Origin of the sequence: Pseudomonas sp. B111 (assembly GCF_026428275.1) — a bacterium.
Taxonomy (GTDB): Bacteria; Pseudomonadota; Gammaproteobacteria; order Pseudomonadales; family Pseudomonadaceae; genus Pseudomonas; species Pseudomonas aeruginosa.
In genome coordinates this window covers 5,261,416-5,277,847 of record NZ_CP097857.1, presented here as the reverse complement: position 1 = coordinate 5,277,847, position 16,432 = coordinate 5,261,416, and the positions used below count along the sequence as shown (strand labels likewise).

Genomic DNA, 16,432 nt, shown 5'->3' with positions numbered 1-16,432 from the left:
ACGGCGCATGGAGGTTCTCCGGAACGGTGGTGATCGCCTATTGGGCAAGAATTGCTTCGGCCAGTTCCTGATCGCTGGCCGCCAGCTCGGGGTGCGCGACACGCAGCCAGCGCAATGCCGCTTCCAGGCGCGCACCGCGGATGCTGCCATCGCTGGCGACGAAACTGGCCGCATCGCCCCGGGCATCGCGTAACAATTTGTTCTCGAACGGCGTGCTGGTCAGCTTGCTGGTGACGTAAAGAGACTTCGCGGTGAACGCCGTCGTGGTATCGAAGGCGTGCGCAGCGGGCGCCAGCAGGCAACAGAAGAACAACGAGAACCGGTAACGCATGGGGTTGAGCGGAATAGGACTGGAACAGCCGCCAAGGCTAACGGAATGTGCGGCGCGGAGCCAGTGTGGCCGGTCGGCCGGGTCATCGCCGCAGCCGGGCGGCTGCGGCGGCGGGGCGGGCGACTCAGATGGTCAGGATCGCCTGGGCCAGTTGCATGTCGTTGGCGGCCAGGCTCGGCAGCTTGCCACGGATGTGGCGCAGTGCGGCTTCCAGGTGCGAGCCGCGGATGTCGCCCTGGCTGGCGACGAAGCTGGCGGCGTCGTCGCGCGCTTCGAGGACGATCTTGTCGTCGCGGAAGGAATTGGTGATGTCCGAAGTGGCATTGGAGGTCATGCCGGTGGCGCGGACCAGGGTATCCGTGGTGACCACGAAGCTGCTGGCGAACGCGCTGGAGGCGCAGGCGAGCAGGGCAGCGGCACCGATCAGGCGCAGACGTTTCATGTGAGTTGCTCCGAACGAAGTCAGCGTAGACGGCCGCATCCGCGCGGCCGTGTCAACGCTGAGACTAACCAACTGTGCGCCACGTCACCAGCGGCTCAGCGCCAGAAAGGTTTCGAAATCTCTACGTAGCGTTCGCTCGGGCTGATCGCCAGGTCGGCGAGGTCGTGTTCGGACATTTGCGCAAGATGCTTGCGCGATCGAGCGTTTTGTCGCCAGGAATTCAACTTTTCCAGCAGGGCGGCGAGATGTGGATGGGCGGCCGGGAGACCGCTGGAACTCCCGGCGTGCGGGTGCGGGGATGTCCTCATCGTGCGTTCCTTCCCATCCCGGGGATGGGGGCGGGGTGTGGAACCTCATGATGCGCCGGGACCGCTGGCTTGCTCAGGGGCAACCACGCGGGAGTTGGACGGAACAGTTCGGTGGCCCCGGCAACTGTTCCGCCCGGCTGTAGCGGAACTGTTCCGGTGGCTCTACGCCTGGGCGGGCTTGCGCGCGATGATCACCTGGCTCTTGGCGACCACGGCGTCCAGGGCCTGCTTGATGGCCGGGCCGCGCGGCGAGTCGAGCAGCGCCTGCCAGGTCCTGGCCCAGTGTTCGAGGAGGGGATGGTCGGGATTGCCGAAATCGACCTTGGCCTCCCAGAACAGCAGCATCCACAGCGACCAGTAGAAGCCGTAGCGGCTGTGGCTGAGGATTTCCAGCCCGGCTTCGCGCACCAGTGCGGCGAACTGCTCCTCGCCGAGCACGCGGATGTGGTTGGGCTTGCGGAAGTATTCGTCGGCGGCGAAGTCCTTCTGCAGGTCTTCCGACGTGGGATGCGGCACGCTGAGCAGATAGAGTGCGCCGGGCTGGCCGACCCGTACCAGCTCGGCGAGGAACTGCCGCGGATCGTCGACGTGCTCGATGACCTCGGTGGAGACCACCCGGGTGGCCGTGGCGTCAGCCAGGGGCAGCGGGTCGCAGTCGCTGACCAGGCATTCCAGTTCGCGGGCCGGGGTATCGGCCAGGCGCTCGCGGGTCCTGGCGATCTTTTCCGCGTCGATGTCGGCGATGATGATGCGAGCGCCGCGCATGGCGCAGAAATGAACGTTGCCGCCGTCGCCGCACCCCACGTCGAGCACGGTGTCCTCGGCGGAAATCGGAAAGCCGCTGAACAGCTCGTCGGTCTCCTGGTTGAACCAGCCGCTGAGCACCGCGTCGCGCAACCCGAGCATGTACGGGTCGACCGGCGCGGGGGCGGGTGGCACGGCGACGGGCTCGGTGGCGGGGCTGGGCGGCGAGACGATCTTCTTGAGGAAGTTCAGCATGAGGTGGCTCCGGAAGTGGTGGCGACGCGGCGGGCGGCGCTCAGGCGCTTGACCAGGCGGGAGCCCAGGTCGCGGCAGGGGCTCTCGACGAAGCGGTAGTTGAGCTCGCTGAGTACGACGATCAGGACCAGGCTGGTGCCGAGCAGCAACAGGGGCCGCTCGCCGGCGTCCCAGCCCAGGCGGAAGCAGAGTTCGCGACTGAGATAGAACGCCGGGATGTGGATCAGGTAGATTGCATAGGAACGCGCGCCGACCCAGACCAGCAAGCGCTTCAGCGGCCCGTTGGAGAGCAGGTAGTCGCGGTCGTAGGAGGCTATCCACACCAGCAGTCCGCACAATAGCGCGATGGCGCCGATCCGCACGGCGACCAGGCTGTACGCTTCGCTGGCCAGCACGCCCAGGGCCGCGGCCACGGCGACCAGCAGCAACGGCCCGCTCCAGGCGCGGCCCAGCAGGGTGGGGTTCCAGCGGGCATAGCCAGGCTGCAGGGAGGCGAGGGCGAGCAGTACGCCGATGGCCAGGGCGTCAGTGCGCAATACCATCAGCAGCGGCGTGCGCAGGCTGAAGAACTGAACCAGCACCAGCGCCAGCAGGGCCCAGCCCAGGTAGCGACGCAGGCAGAGGACCAGCAGCGGCAGCAGGAGGTAGAACTGTTCCTCCAGGGAAAGGCTCCAGTAGACGAAGCTGGCACCGTATTCGTAGCGGTAGAAACTGTCGGCGAAGCGGAAGTTGGCGACCTGGAGGAAACCGGCGAGGCTCGCCGCGAGGTTGGCCGACAGGCTGCCGAAGGCTCCGGAGCGGTTCAGCAGCAGGCAACAGGCCAGGATCAGCGCCAGCCACAGCCAGGCCGAGGGCAGCAGGCGGAAGGCGCGGCGGATCCAGAAGTACCGCGCCTGTTCCCAGAATGCCTGGCGTGTGGGCGCCTCGCGCAGTTGCGGGATGAGGGTGCGGGCGATGACGAAGCCGGAGATGGCGAAGAACAGGTCCACGCCCCACCAGAACTGGACGCGCTGGTTGATGCCGTCCAGCAGTGCCGGGGAGCCGCTGAACAGGTTGCCGTGCAGATGGTGGAATACCACGCCGAGCACGGCCAGCCCGCGCAACAGTTCGATGTCGAGGATGCGTTTGCCGCTCATGTCCGCGACGGTCCGGGGTCGAGCGGCTTGCGCGCGATGATCACCTGGCTCTTGGGCATGAAATGGTCGAGCAGGTGCTTGATCTCCAGGCCGTCGGGACGGGCCAGGAGGTTTTCCCAGAGCCGTGCCCAGTCTTCCATCAGCGCCGGGTAGGGCGGTTGGATACGGTCGCGGACGGCGCCGCCGAGCTCACGGCCGGCGGCCCGTTCGCTGGCCCAGAAGAAGATCATGCCCATCACCCAGAAGAAGCCGCTGGCCTGGCGGTGCTCGATGACCAGCCCGGCGTCCTGCACCAGGCGCGCGAAGTCGTCGCGGGAGAAGATGTGGATGTGGTTGGGCGCCCGGAAGTAGTCGGCCGGGGCGATGCCCTGCTGCAGGTGTTCGCCGACCGGGTCCGGCACGCTCAGCAGGTACTGCGCGCCAGGGCGCCCGAGACGCACGAGTTCGGCCATCACCCGCGCTGGGTTGGCCACGTGTTCGAGCACTTCCATGCACACCAGCTTGTCGGCGCAGGCGTCGCGCAGCGGCAGCGGGTCGCTGTCGCTGACCAGGCCGGTGAAGGGCCGCCGGGCCACTGCCTCGACCTGCTGCGCCAGGCTCCGCACCTTGTCTTCCTCGCTGTCGGTGAAGATCACCGAAGCGCCCTGGCGGGCGGCGAAGAGGGTGGCGACGCCTTCGCCGCAGCCGAGATCGAGCAGGGTGTCCTGGGCGCCGATGGCGAAGCCGGCGAGCAGTTCGCCGGTTTCGCTGCGGAACCAGCCATCCAGCACCGCATCGCGCAGACCGCACATGCGTGGCGACACCGGTTCGCTCGCCGCAGCGGGACGGGAACGCCAGCGTTGGAGCAGGGCGCGGATCATGCCGGGATGCTTTGCAAGGCGGCGGGGTCGCCTTGTGCCGCTTCTTCGAGGAAGCGACGCAGGCGCTCCACGGCCAGCTTGCGGCTGCAGAAGCGTTCGAGGCTGGCGCTGGCATGCGCGGACATGCGTGCGTAGCGCTCCGGTTCCTGGCGAGCGACCTCGAAACTGGCCCGGTAGGCCCGGCACAGCGACTCCCAGTCGGTGATGTAGCGCAGCGTGCGGTAGGCCGCGCGCGGGTCGTGGGGCCAGGCGGTGGCTTCTTCCGAGGAGTCGACGATGAAGGCGTTGTCGGCGTCGATGTAGTCGATCATCGCGGTATTGCGCGGAGCCACGGCCGGCTTGCCGCTGGACATGAATTCCATCAGCGGCAGGCATTGGCCTTCGCCGTAGGAGGTGTTCACCACGTAGCTGGTGGCCTCGACCAGCCGTTCGTAGTCCGGGTCGGCGAGGTAGCCGTGGATCAGCACGATGCGGCAGCGGTAGGACTGGTTCTTGTACAGATGGTGAAGCATGTCGGCCAGCGCTTCGCCGACGTTGTGGTGGGTCAGTTTCAGCACCAGGGTGGCGTCGGGCTCGTCGCGGAAGGTGGCGCAGAACGCGCTGATCATGTCCTGCCAGTTCTTGCGCCCGTCGTAGGGGTTGAACACCGAGGTGTAGATGACCCCGTCGAGGCTCAGCTCGACCTGTTTCGCCGCGCGGTCCGGCAGGGCCAGGACCTCCGCCGACGGCTCGGGGTCGGCATGGACGGCCAGGTCCAACTGGCGGCTGTCCACCAGCAGGCCGTCCAGGTGCAGGCGCACATCCCGGGCTTCGGGACGGCCCGCCTGCTGCGAGGCGCGGTTGGCGAAGCGATCCCAGACCGGCGCCGGCACGCTCAGTACCGGGTAGTCGCGACCCATGGTGGCGCGCACCACGTCGACCGTGAAGCTGGAGTGGGTGATGGCCCGTCCGCTGTGGCGCAGCACGTGTCGCCAGTCGTGGCGCGGTTCGCCATGCCAGGTTTCGCTGGGCAGGGTGCTGAACTCCCAGGCGAACACCGGGATGGTTGGGCAGGCATGGTGGATCGGCGTGCGATGGGGCGGCGAGAAGGAGAGGAAGACGCAGGGTTCGCCGCGCTTGCGGCAGTCGTGGTAGAGGCGGTCCACCAGTTCGTCGGGATCGCTGACTTCGACCACCTGGCCGATCTCTTCCAGCAGCGGACGGAATTCCTTGAGGACGAAGTAATAGCTGTACTCCGGGCGCCCGAGGTTCTGCCGGATGGTGGTCTTGTTGGTCTCGGAGTGGATGATGATCAGCATGGAACGTTGCCTGTGGCGGTGGCCGCCAGTTCGACGCCGGGCGCAGGGGTTGCCTTGCGGGCGGAAAGGAAGGGTTCCAGGCGCTGGCGGACCACGTCGCCGGCGCAGTAGCCGCGCATGCGTTGGTTGGCCGCGGCGGACAGCTGCCGATAGCGCTCCGGCTGTTCCCGGGCCACCCGGTAGCTCTCCAGGTAGGCCTCCTTCAGGGACTCCCAGCTCGGCCGGTAGCGCCGGGTGCTGTACAACCGGCGCGAATCCTGCGGCCAGGCCGCGGGCTCCTGGCTGGAGCGGACCACGAAGCCCACCTGGGCGTCCATGTAGTCGGCCATCGCCGAATGGTCCGGAGCGATCGCCGGGGTGCCGCAGGACATGAATTCCATCAGCGGCAGGCACAGGCCCTCGCAGCGCGAGGCGTTCACGTAGTAGCTGGCGGCACCGTACAGACGGGCGTACTCCGCGGCATCGAGATAGCCGTGCAAGGCGATGACCCGGCAGGCGAACGGTGACAGTTGGGAAAGCAGGGTGAGCAGTTCGACGTGGTAGGTCGTCAGGTCGCTCTGGGTCATCTTCAGCACCAGCGTGGCATCGCTGGTGTCGCGGAATGCCCAGCAGAAGGCGGTGATCAGCTGATGCCAGTTCTTGCGCCCGTCCAGCGGATTGAACACCGAGACGTAGACCACCCCGTCCACGACGACCTGCTGGTGCTGGTCGACGTCCGGCAGCAGCGCCGGCGGATGCTCGGGCTCGGCGGGCGGCATCGGCTCGGTGGCCTGGGGCAATGGTTCCGGCAGCGTTTCCAGCGCCGTTGGCGGGGGCGGCAGCGGCCGGCGCAGGTGACGGAACAGCCAGCGGCGTACCGGCATGGGTACCAGGTCGCTGACGGCTTCCCGGTACCACAGCAGCAGGTAGTGCTTGCTGATGACCAGTCGGCGCCTCCAGTCGAGAGGAACCGGCTCTGGCTCTGGTTCTGGCTCAGGGACCGGTTCGGGCTCGGGCTCGGCGGGCGTCTCGGGGAGGACCTCGAGGATCTCGTCCTCGGTCTCTTCCATGATAGGTGCGATGAGGCCGTCGGCGGAAAGGCCCAGCAGGCGGCTGTCGATGACGCAGCCCTTGAGTTGCAGGGTCTCGCCGGACTTGACCGGATTCCGCTCGCCTTGCTGGCGGATCGCGGCGAACTCCTCCCAGATCGGCGTCGGCAGCGCCAGTACCGGAAAATCTTCGCCCAGCACCCGGCGAACCGCGTGGGCAGTCTGCTCGGAGAGGGTGATGGCTGCGCCATGGCCGGCCAGGACCTGGCTCCAGTCCTGCGCCGGATCGCCGTCCCACGCCACGTCGGGAATCGACTCGAACTCCCAGGCGACCACGCACAGCATCGGGCATTGCAGGCCCCGCGCCGCCTTGTGCGGCGGGGTGAAGGAGAGGAACAGGCAGTCTTCGCCCTGTTCATGCAGTTGCCGATAGAGCGGGTCGACTTCGTCCGTGCTCTGTACCAGGTGGACCTGTCCCAGCGATTCGAGGATTGGCCGGTAGGCCTTGAGGACGAAGTAGTAGCTGTATTCGGGGCGACCGAGGTTGTGGCCGATCGAGCGCTCGTTGATATCCGAGTAAAGGATGAAATTCATGGCATCTCGTGATGAAACTGCCCGTTCGACAGCTTGGTGGTGATGAGCGAGGCCAGGCGCTGCTTCGTTGTCCGGAAGCCTTCCCGGCGGACTGGTCGACCCATCGTGTTCTTGTTCTGTTATCGCAGCCGCGACCTGTTCGATCAACAGAACAGGAGGCAGTCAAGCACGAAATCGAGAGGCATTCTAAACATACCTTTCGCAAAAACGTGAAGGCTGACGGAGAAAACGTCATGCCGTTCGAGTGAGAACCTACCGGTCACGAATAAGCGGTTGAAATTGGCGCATTCTTGGCACAGATTGGAGCGCGATAATCAGAACAACACGCTATCCGGCATGACCTCTGGAACGTCGTATTCCTAGGAAGAGCGTCGCCGAGCGTAGCATCAGATAAAAGGCCCGCTTCCTTGACTCAGCGTCTGTTCGTCACCGGGCTCTCCGGTTTCGTAGGCAAGCATCTTCAAGCTTATCTGGCAGCGGCCCACACGCCGTGGGCGCTCCTTCCCGTACCGCATCGTTACGATCTGCTGGAGCCGGATTCGCTGGGCGACCTCTGGCCGGAGCTGCCGGATGCGGTCATCCACCTGGCCGGGCAGACCTATGTGCCGGAGGCCTTCCGCGATCCTGCGCGGACCCTGCAGATCAACCTCCTTGGCACCCTGAACCTGCTCCAGGCGCTTAAGGCGCGGGGCTTCTCCGGTACCTTCCTGTACATCAGCTCCGGCGACGTCTACGGCCAGGTGGCCGAGGCGGCGTTGCCGATCCACGAGGAACTCATCCCCCACCCGCGCAATCCCTATGCGGTCAGCAAGCTGGCGGCCGAGTCGCTGTGCCTGCAGTGGGGTATCACCGAAGGCTGGCGGGTGCTGGTGGCGCGGCCGTTCAACCATATCGGGCCGGGGCAGAAGGACAGCTTCGTGATCGCCAGCGCCGCGCGGCAGATCGCCCGGATGAAGCAAGGCTTGCAGGCCAATCGGCTGGAAGTGGGGGACATCGACGTCAGCCGTGATTTCCTCGATGTCCAGGACGTGCTGTCAGCCTATCTGCGCCTGCTCTCCCACGGCGAGGCGGGCGCCGTCTATAACGTCTGTTCCGGGCAGGAGCAGAAGATTCGCGAGCTGATCGAACTGCTGGCGGACATCGCCCAGGTCGAGCTGGAAATCGTTCAGGACCCTGCCCGGATGCGCCGGGCGGAACAGCGTCGGGTTCGCGGCAGCCATGCGCGACTGCACGACGCCACGGGCTGGAAGCCTGAAATAACCATAAAACAGTCCCTGCGGGCGATCCTGTCCGACTGGGAGTCACGGGTACGAGAAGAATGACAAGAAGTGCACTGGTAACTGGGATCACCGGTCAGGATGGAGCGTACCTGGCCAAGCTGCTGCTGGAGAAGGGCTACCGGGTCCACGGCCTGGTGGCGCGGCGCAGCAGCGACACGCGCTGGCGCCTGCGCGAACTGGGGATCGAAGGCGATATCCAGTACGAGGACGGCGACATGGCCGATGCCTGTTCGGTGCAGCGCGCGGTGATCAAGGCGCAGCCGCAGGAGGTCTACAACCTGGCGGCACAGAGCTTCGTCGGGGCTTCCTGGAACCAGCCGGTGACCACCGGCGTCGTCGACGGCCTGGGCGTGACCCACCTGCTCGAGGCGATCCGCCAGTTCAGCCCGGAAACGCGCTTCTACCAGGCTTCCACCAGCGAGATGTTCGGCCTGATCCAGGCCGAGCGCCAGGACGAGAACACGCCGTTCTACCCGCGCAGCCCCTACGGCGTGGCCAAGCTCTATGGCCACTGGATCACCGTCAACTATCGCGAGAGCTTCGGCCTGCATGCCTCCAGCGGCATCCTGTTCAACCACGAGTCGCCGCTGCGCGGCATCGAGTTCGTCACGCGCAAGGTTACCGACGCGGTGGCCCGCATCAAGCTCGGCAAGCAGCAGGAATTGCGCCTGGGCAACGTCGACGCCAAGCGCGACTGGGGCTTTGCCGGGGACTACGTCGAAGCCATGTGGCTGATGTTGCAGCAGGACAAGGCCGACGACTACGTGGTGGCCACCGGTGTCACTACCACCGTGCGCGACATGTGCCAGATCGCTTTCGAGCATGTGGGTCTGGACTACCGCGACTTCCTCAAGATCGACCCGGCGTTCTTCCGGCCCGCCGAGGTCGACGTGCTGCTGGGTAATCCGGCCAAGGCCCAGCGTGTGCTCGGCTGGAAGCCCAGGACCAGCCTGGACGAGCTGATCCGGATGATGGTCGAGGCGGACCTGCGACGCGTTTCCCGGGAGTAAGCCATGCTGATTCCCGTGGTGCTTTCCGGCGGCGCCGGTACCCGCCTTTGGCCGGTGTCGCGTGAAGGACAGCCGAAGCCGTTCATGCGCCTGCCCGATGGCCAGACCCTGCTGGGCAAGACCTACCGACGTGCCGCCGGGCTCCTGGCCGGGCATGGCGAAATCGTCACGGTGACCAACCGCGAGCATTACTTCCAGAGCAAGGACCAGTTCCAGGCGGCCCGCCTGGGGCGGCACCGGGGACATTTCATCCTCGAACCGACCGGGCGCAACACCGCTCCGGCGATTGCCGTCGCCGCCCTGGCGCTGCAAGCCGAACATGGTGACGCGGCGGTACTGGTGGTGATGCCGGCGGATCACCTGATCCGCAACGAGGAGGCCTTCCGCGAGGCGGTGGGGCATGCCGCGCGTCTCGCCGTCGCCGGGCACCTGGTTACCTTCGGCGTGGTGCCGGACGCAGCGGAAACCGGTTTCGGCTATATCGAGCTGGGCGACCGGCTGGACGAGCAGGGGGCGGCCAAGGTGCGCCGCTTCGTCGAGAAACCCGATGAGGAAACCGCCCGTCGCTACGTGGAAAGTGGCGGTTTCCTGTGGAATTCCGGGATGTTCTGTTTCACGGCCTCGACCCTGGTCGACGAGCTGGCGCAGCATGCCCCGGCCCTGCTGGAGCAGGCCAGGGCCTGCCTGGCCGCCAGTGCGGCGGTGAAGATGGCCGATGGCATCCAGCATGAGCTGGCGGGCGAAGCCTTCGCCGCGCTGCCGGACATTTCCATCGACTATGCGCTGATGGAGCGCTCCGCGCGGGTCGCCGTGGTGCCGGCGGCCTTCGACTGGAGCGATATCGGTTCCTGGGGCGCGATGAGCGCGCTGCTCGACGCGGACGCAGAGGGCAATCGCGGCAGCGGCGACACCCTGTTCGTCGACACCCGTAACACCTTCGTGCAGAGCGACGGGCGCCTGGTCGCCACGGTCGGGGTCGACGACCTGGTCGTGGTGGATACTTCCGATGCGCTGCTGATCGCCCGCGCCGACCGGGTCCAGGAGGTGCGCAGGGTGGTGCAGCGGTTGAAGGACGAGCGGCACGAGGCCTATCGGCTGCACCGGACCGTCAACCGTCCCTGGGGCAGCTATACCGTCCTCGAGGAAGGGCCGCGCTTCAAGATCAAGCGAATCGTGGTCAGGCCCGGAGAGCGCTTGTCGCTGCAGATGCACCATCACCGCAGCGAGCACTGGATCGTGGTGCAAGGCATGGCCAGGGTCACCAATGGCGATGGCGCGCGGCTGGTCAACAGCAACGAGTCGACCTACATTCCCGCGGGCCACCGGCATCGCCTGGAAAACCCGGGGGTCATCGACCTGGTGATGATCGAGGTGCAGAGCGGCGAATACCTGGGAGAGGACGACATCGTCCGCTTCGAGGACCAGTACGGCAGGGTGGTCTGATGCTTCTTGGCTTGTCTCGTTCCTTGTGGGGCTATCGTGGCTTCGTTCTCGGCAGCGTCAAGCGCGAGTTCCAGTCGCGCTACCGCGGATCGCTGTTCGGCGCGTTGTGGACGGTGCTCAATCCGCTGTCGATGATCGTCGTCTACACGGTGATCTTCTCCCAGGTGATGCGCGCGCGCCTGCCGGGGGTCGACGACGGCCTGGCCTACAGCGTCTATCTCTGCGCCGGCCTGCTGACCTGGGGCCTGTTCGCGGAAATCACCTCGCGCAGCCAGAGCATGTTCATCGAGAACGCCAACCTGCTGAAGAAGATCAGCTTCCCGCGCATCTGCCTGCCGGTCATCGTACTGCTCAACGCCGGGGTCAATTTCGCCATCATCCTCGCCTTGTTCCTCGGCTTTCTCGCACTCAGCGGGCGCCTGCCGGGCGCGGCATTGCTCGCGCTGGTGCCGCTGCTGGCGATCCAGGTGCTGTTCGCGGCGGGACTGGGGATGATCCTCGGGGTGCTCAACGTGTTCTTCCGCGACGTCGGCCAGTTGTTCGGCATCTGCCTGCAGTTCTGGTTCTGGCTGACGCCGATCGTCTATCCGATCGGCATCCTGCCCGAGGGTATCCGCTCGCTGATCGAACTCAACCCGATGACCGCGCTGATGCGCAGCTACCAGCAGCTGTTCCTCCACGGGCAATGGCCGGACTGGCCTTCATTGCTGCCGATCACCCTGCTGGCGCTGCTGCTGTGCGCGCTCGGCCTGCGTCTGTTCCGCCAGCGGGTCGGCGAAATGGTGGATGAACTCTGATGGGACAGATACGCGTATCCGGCCTCGGCAAGGCCTACAAACAGTATCCCAATCGCTGGAGCCGGTTGTTCGAATGGCTGGTGCCTTTCAGCCCTCCGCGCCACCACCTGCACTGGATCCTGCGCGAGGTCGAGTTCACCATCGAGCCGGGCGAAGCGGTCGGCATCGTCGGGATCAACGGCGCCGGCAAGAGCACCTTGCTGAAGATGATCGCCGGCACCACCCAGCCGACCTGCGGCGAGATCCGCGTGGCCGGCCGGGTCGCCGCGCTGCTCGAGCTGGGCATGGGCTTCCACCCGGACTTCACCGGCCGGCAGAACGTCTTCATGGCCGGGCAATTGCTGGGCATGCAGGTCGAGGAAATCCAGGCGCTGATGCCGGAGATCGAGGCCTTCGCCGAAATCGGCGAGGCCATCGAGCAACCGGTGCGCACCTACTCCAGCGGCATGCAGATGCGCCTGGCGTTCAGCGTGGCGACTGCCCGGCGGCCGGACATCCTGATCGTCGACGAGGCCCTGTCGGTTGGCGATGCCTATTTCCAGCACAAGAGCTTCGAGCGCATCCGCAGTTTCCGCAAGGCCGGCACCACCCTGCTGATCGTTTCCCACGACCGCTCGGCGATCCAGTCCATCTGCGACTCCGCGATCCTCCTGGAGCAGGGACGGATGGCCATGCGCGGGCGGCCGGAAGAAGTGATGGACTACTACAACGCCCTGCTCGCCGAGCGCGAGGGGCAGACCGTGCGCCAGGAAATGCTCGCCGACGGCCAGGTGCGAACGATTTCCGGCACTGGCGAGGCAGCGATCCTCGACGTACGGATGGTCGACCAGCGGCAGCGCGCGCTGGAGGTGGTCGAGGTAGGCCAGGCGGTGACGCTGGAAGTCGAGGTCGAGGTTCGCCAGGACATCGAGCGGCTGATCCTCGGCTTCATGATCAAGGACCGCCTCGGCCAGCCGATGTACGGGATCAATACCCACCGCCTGGACAAGGCCCTCACCGACCTGAAGGCCGGCGAGCGCATCACCTACCGCTTCGCCTTCGACATGCGCCTGGGCAAGGGGCACTACTCGGTGGCGCTGAGCCTGTCGCGGCTGGACTCGCACCTGGACCGCAACTTCGAATGGCGCGACTACGGCCTGGTCTTCCATGTCATCAACAATCGCCAGGAAGACTTCGTCGGTTGCTCCTGGCTGGGCGCCGAAACCCATATCAGCCGCTCCGGCGAGGCGGCTCTGGACCCCACTTCCGCGGAGAGCACTCCATGACGCGTCTGTTGGTCGAATGCACCTATGTGTTCGAGCATCCCAAGGTCAATTCCGGTATTCAGCGGGTGGTGCGCAACGTCATCCGCGAGTTGCCGGAAGCCGACGAGACGGTGGAGTGCATCCCGGTGGCAATGCTCGACGGCACCCTGTATCAGGTCCACAGCCTGGCGCCGCTGGACCCACGGCCGCATTCGCCGCTGGTACGCCTGCGCATCCTGGTGGAGCGAGCCGCCAACTACTTCTGGCTGGGCCAGCGCACCCTGGAAAAGCGCCGCCCGTTCCGTTCCTCGCCGTGGGCCCGGCGCCTTCTCTATGTAGCCTGCCGCCTGTTCGCCTTCGCCTTCCTCAGCATTCCGCTGCGCCTGCTCGACCGCATCCTCGGCAAGCAGCAGCCTGCACCCGTGCGCGCGACCCCGCTCGAACATCGGGCCGGCGACCAACTGGTCTTGCTGGACTCCTCCTGGCACGCCGATTTCTTCCCGCTGGCGGAACGCCTCAAGAGCGAGGGCGTGGGCATCGTCTCGGTGATCTACGACCTGATTCCCCTGACCCATCCGCAATTCTGCGATGCCGGACTGGTCAAGGTGTTCAACCACTGGTTCGACTGGATCGCGGCCACCGCCGACGGCTACGTCGCGATTTCCGAGACCATCCGCGACGAAGTGCGCGCGGAGATGCTGCGGCGCATCGGCCCGGAGAAGGTCGCGCAACGCTGGTTCGATTATTTCCACCTGGGTTCGGAGCTGGACCTGGTGGAGGACGGCGCCTCCGTCGAGCCCGACCTGCTGCGCATGTTCAAGGCCAAGGCGCCGGTATTCCTGATGGTCAGCACCATCGAGCCGCGGAAGAACCACGGTTACCTGCTGGATGCCTTCGAGCGTGCCTGGGCCCAGGGTTCGCAGGCGCGGTTGTGCATCGCCGGACGCATCGGCTGGAAGTGCGAGGCGCTGGTGGAACGGGTGCGGCAGCATCCGGAGCTGAACAAGCGCCTGTTCATGTTCAACGACCTCTCCGACAAGAGCCTGGAGTACGCATACTCCCATGCCGCATCGCTGGTCTTCCCGTCCTATGTGGAAGGTTTCGGCCTGCCGCTGGTGGAGGCCATGCAGCGCGGCCTGCCGGCGATGGGCAGCGACATCCCGGTGTTCCGCGAGATCGGCGGCGAATTCATGGCCTACTTCGACCTTGCCGATCCGCAGACCCTGGCGAACCTGGTCACCCGCTTCGAAGCCACGGGCGAGTTCCCGGCCGAGCGACCGGTCGGCGAATGGCGCTGGATCGGCTGGCACGAGGCGAGTCGGCAACTGATCGCGCGGATCCTGCTCGCCCTCGGCAAGGCCCCGGCGCATGGCGAGGCAGTACATGCGGATTGCGGTTAACGCGCGGATTCTCCAGGCGCCGCGGACCGGCATCGGGCATTACCTGGTCGAGTTGCTGGGCGCGTTGCAGGCGCACGCGGACTTCGAGTTTTCCCTGTTCCATGGCTGGGGCTGGAGCGGCGACCTGCCGGCGGCGGCGCTGCCCGGCTATTCGCGTCTGTCGCCCTGGCTGCGCAACCTGCCCGGAGCCTACCGGGCACGACGCTGGCTGGAGCAGCGGCGTTTCGATAGCGGTCGGCCGCCGGTCGATCTCTACCATGAGCCCAGTCTCTGGCCGCTGGACTTTGACGGGCCGATGCTGATGACCCTGCACGACCTGACCCACCTGCATTATCCGGCGACGCAACCCGCCGCCCGCTTGCGCGAAATAGAACGCCGGCTGGCGCGCGGGATGGAAAAGGCGCGGTTGATCCTGACCGACTCGCAGGCGATCGCCGACGAGGCGCAGGCGTATTTCGGCCTGCCGCACGAGCGCTTCGTGGTGGCGCCCCTCGGCCATGCCGCGCGGTTCCGTCCGCGAGACCGGGAGTCCCTGCGCGAGCCCTTGCGCGCGCATGGCCTGGTGCCGCGCGGGTACTTCCTCTGCGTAGGAACCCTCGAACCGCGCAAGAACCTGTCGCTGGCCCTGCGCGCCCATGGGCAACTGCCGGCGGCGGTCCGCCAGCGTTTTCCGCTGATGATCGTCGGCATGCCGGGATGGGAAAGTCGCTCGCTTGACGACGAACTGCGCCAGGCGCTGGCTTCGGGGACGGTGCGGCTGCTCGGCTACCTGCCGGACGAGCGGGTCGCCGAGTTGATGTCGGGCGCTCGGGCGCTGGTCTTCCCCTCGATCTACGAAGGCTTCGGCCTGCCTGTGCTGGAAGCCATGGCCAGCGGCACGCCGGTATTGCTCACGCGACTCTCCGCAATGCCGGAGGTGGCCGGCGAGGCGGGCAGCTATATTGACCCGGATGATGCCAATGGGCTATCTGACATGCTGGTCCGCATGACCGAGGATACCGTCTACTGGGAGTGCTGCCGGGAAGCCGGCCTGCGACGGGCGGAGCAGTTTTCCTGGAAGCGTTGCGCGAATCTCACCGCTGCAGCCTATCGTCGTGCCGTGGAGGGCTGAATGCGGGTACTGCACTTCTACAAGACCTACCTGAGCGAGACGGTAGGCGGGATCGAACAGGTGATCTTCCAGCTTTGCGAGAGCAGCGGGTCGTGGGGGATCGACAACCACGTCCTGACCCTGAGCAGCGACCCGCATCCGCCTGTCGTGCCCTTCGGCGGACATGTGGTGCATCGCGCCAGGCTCGACCTGCAGCTCGCCTCCACCGGTTTTTCCCTGAGCGTGTTCAAGCAGTTCCGCGAGCTGGCGGCGGAGGCGGACGTGGTCAACTACCACTTCCCCTGGCCGTTCATGGACCTGGTGCATTTCCTCACCGGTATGAACAAGCCGAGCGTGGTCACCTACCATTCGGACATCATCCGCCAGCGCGTCCTGTTGAAACTGTACCGGCCGCTGATGAGTCGTTTCCTCCACAGCGTGGATCGCATCGTCGCAGCCTCGCCCAACTACTTCAGTACCAGCGACGTGCTCCGCCAGTACCGGGAAAAGACCCGGGTGATCACCTACGGCCTGGACAAGGACGGCTACCCGAAGCCTGCGGCACAGCGTCTGGAGCACTGGCGAGAGAAACTCGGGCCGCGGTTCTTCCTGTTCGTCGGGGTGATGCGCTACTACAAGGGCCTGCATATCCTGCTGGATGCGTTGCAGGGCACCGATTACCCGGTGGTGATCGTCGGTGCCGGGCCGTTGCAGGCCGAGCTGTATGCCCAGGCCGCGGCGCTGGGGTTGCGCAACGTGCACTTCCTCGGGCGGGTGGACGACGAGGACAAGGTCGCCCTGCTGCAACTCAGCTACGCCATGGTCTTTCCGTCGCACCTGCGTTCCGAGGCGTTCGGCATTTCCCTGCTGGAGGGCGCGATGTACGGCAAGCCGATGATCTCCAGCGAGATCGGCACCGGCACCAGCTACATCAATATCCATGGCGAGACCGGCCTGGTCGTGCCGCCCAGCCAGCCGGCCGCGTTTCGCCAAGCGATGCGCTGGCTCTGGGAGCATCCGCAGCAGGCGGAGGAAATGGGCAGGAACGCGGAGGCCCGCTATCGGCAACTGTTCACCGCCGAAGAGATGGGGCGTCGCTGGAGCGAGCTGTACCGTGAACTGCTGGAGGAAAAGGCTTCTTCCAGATACGTGAAGGCCGCTCGGTAAGGAGC

General features: G+C 66.1%; 17 protein-coding genes. 9 read left to right on the top strand and 8 right to left on the bottom strand.

Features of this window, described 5'->3' with window-relative positions:
- Positions 1-37 precede the first annotated feature (37 nt).
- The 8 genes from M6E97_RS24420 to M6E97_RS24385 form a co-directional block, all read right to left on the bottom strand.
- On the bottom strand, positions 38-331 hold the full coding sequence (locus M6E97_RS24420; protein WP_003110362.1) for a DUF2388 domain-containing protein: 294 nt from the start codon (positions 329-331) through the stop codon (positions 38-40).
- Positions 332-455: 124 nt separating this feature from the next.
- Entirely contained in the window at positions 456-773 is a 318-nt protein-coding gene (locus tag M6E97_RS24415; protein WP_003096907.1) for a DUF2388 domain-containing protein, read from the bottom strand.
- 95 nt (positions 774-868) lie between these two features.
- Positions 869-1,081: a DUF1127 domain-containing protein gene (locus M6E97_RS24410; protein ID WP_003096905.1), complete on the bottom strand. Its 213-nt coding sequence runs from the start codon at positions 1,079-1,081 to the stop codon at positions 869-871.
- A gap of 162 nt (positions 1,082-1,243) precedes the next feature.
- Positions 1,244-2,080 carry a class I SAM-dependent methyltransferase gene (locus M6E97_RS24405; protein ID WP_023436440.1) on the bottom strand — a complete coding sequence of 279 codons (837 nt, stop codon included), beginning with the start codon at positions 2,078-2,080 and terminating at the stop codon, positions 1,244-1,246.
- Complete coding sequence (locus M6E97_RS24400; protein ID WP_033938238.1) at positions 2,074-3,216, bottom strand: acyltransferase family protein; 1,143 nt, start codon at positions 3,214-3,216, stop codon at positions 2,074-2,076. The genes M6E97_RS24405 and M6E97_RS24400 overlap by 7 nt, the downstream gene beginning before the upstream one ends.
- A complete protein-coding gene (locus M6E97_RS24395) occupies positions 3,213-4,076 on the bottom strand; it encodes a class I SAM-dependent methyltransferase (protein ID WP_003110359.1) in 864 nt (287 codons plus the stop codon). The genes M6E97_RS24400 and M6E97_RS24395 overlap by 4 nt, the downstream gene beginning before the upstream one ends.
- The gene (locus M6E97_RS24390) at positions 4,073-5,374 is read right to left on the bottom strand and encodes a glycosyltransferase (protein WP_033938237.1); all 1,302 of its coding nucleotides are present in this window, start codon (positions 5,372-5,374) and stop codon (positions 4,073-4,075) included. Before M6E97_RS24390 ends, M6E97_RS24395 begins: the two co-directional genes overlap by 4 nt.
- Positions 5,368-6,996, bottom strand: a complete 1,629-nt coding sequence (locus tag M6E97_RS24385; RefSeq protein ID WP_033938236.1) for a glycosyltransferase — start codon at positions 6,994-6,996, stop codon at positions 5,368-5,370. The genes M6E97_RS24390 and M6E97_RS24385 overlap by 7 nt, the downstream gene beginning before the upstream one ends.
- An 11-nt stretch (positions 6,997-7,007) precedes the next feature.
- Between M6E97_RS24385 and M6E97_RS24380 the strand changes: the two genes are divergently transcribed.
- From M6E97_RS24380 to wbpZ, 9 genes are all read left to right on the top strand, one after another.
- A complete protein-coding gene (locus M6E97_RS24380) occupies positions 7,008-7,244 on the top strand; it encodes a hypothetical protein (protein WP_003096896.1) in 237 nt (78 codons plus the stop codon).
- A gap of 159 nt (positions 7,245-7,403) precedes the next feature.
- Positions 7,404-8,318 (top strand): GDP-6-deoxy-D-mannose reductase, encoded by a 915-nt coding sequence (gene rmd, locus M6E97_RS24375; RefSeq protein WP_003096892.1) that lies wholly within the window; start codon positions 7,404-7,406, stop codon positions 8,316-8,318.
- Positions 8,315-9,286: a GDP-mannose 4,6-dehydratase gene (gmd, locus tag M6E97_RS24370; RefSeq protein WP_003096890.1), complete on the top strand. Its 972-nt coding sequence runs from the start codon at positions 8,315-8,317 to the stop codon at positions 9,284-9,286. Before rmd ends, gmd begins: the two co-directional genes overlap by 4 nt.
- A gap of 3 nt (positions 9,287-9,289) precedes the next feature.
- Positions 9,290-10,729 carry a mannose-1-phosphate guanylyltransferase/mannose-6-phosphate isomerase gene (locus M6E97_RS24365; protein WP_003096889.1) on the top strand — a complete coding sequence of 480 codons (1,440 nt, stop codon included), beginning with the start codon at positions 9,290-9,292 and terminating at the stop codon, positions 10,727-10,729.
- On the top strand, positions 10,729-11,526 hold the full coding sequence (locus M6E97_RS24360; protein WP_003096887.1) for an ABC transporter permease: 798 nt from the start codon (positions 10,729-10,731) through the stop codon (positions 11,524-11,526). Before M6E97_RS24365 ends, M6E97_RS24360 begins: the two co-directional genes overlap by 1 nt.
- The gene (locus M6E97_RS24355) at positions 11,526-12,791 is read left to right on the top strand and encodes an ABC transporter ATP-binding protein (protein WP_033938235.1); all 1,266 of its coding nucleotides are present in this window, start codon (positions 11,526-11,528) and stop codon (positions 12,789-12,791) included. Before M6E97_RS24360 ends, M6E97_RS24355 begins: the two co-directional genes overlap by 1 nt.
- Positions 12,788-14,170: a glycosyltransferase family 4 protein gene (locus M6E97_RS24350; protein ID WP_003096882.1), complete on the top strand. Its 1,383-nt coding sequence runs from the start codon at positions 12,788-12,790 to the stop codon at positions 14,168-14,170. The genes M6E97_RS24355 and M6E97_RS24350 overlap by 4 nt, the downstream gene beginning before the upstream one ends.
- On the top strand, positions 14,154-15,281 hold the full coding sequence (locus tag M6E97_RS24345) for a glycosyltransferase family 4 protein (RefSeq protein ID WP_031686820.1): 1,128 nt from the start codon (positions 14,154-14,156) through the stop codon (positions 15,279-15,281). The genes M6E97_RS24350 and M6E97_RS24345 overlap by 17 nt, the downstream gene beginning before the upstream one ends.
- On the top strand, positions 15,282-16,427 hold the full coding sequence (gene wbpZ / locus M6E97_RS24340) for a D-rhamnosyltransferase WbpZ (protein WP_023119171.1): 1,146 nt from the start codon (positions 15,282-15,284) through the stop codon (positions 16,425-16,427).
- Positions 16,428-16,432: the final 5 nt, after the last annotated feature.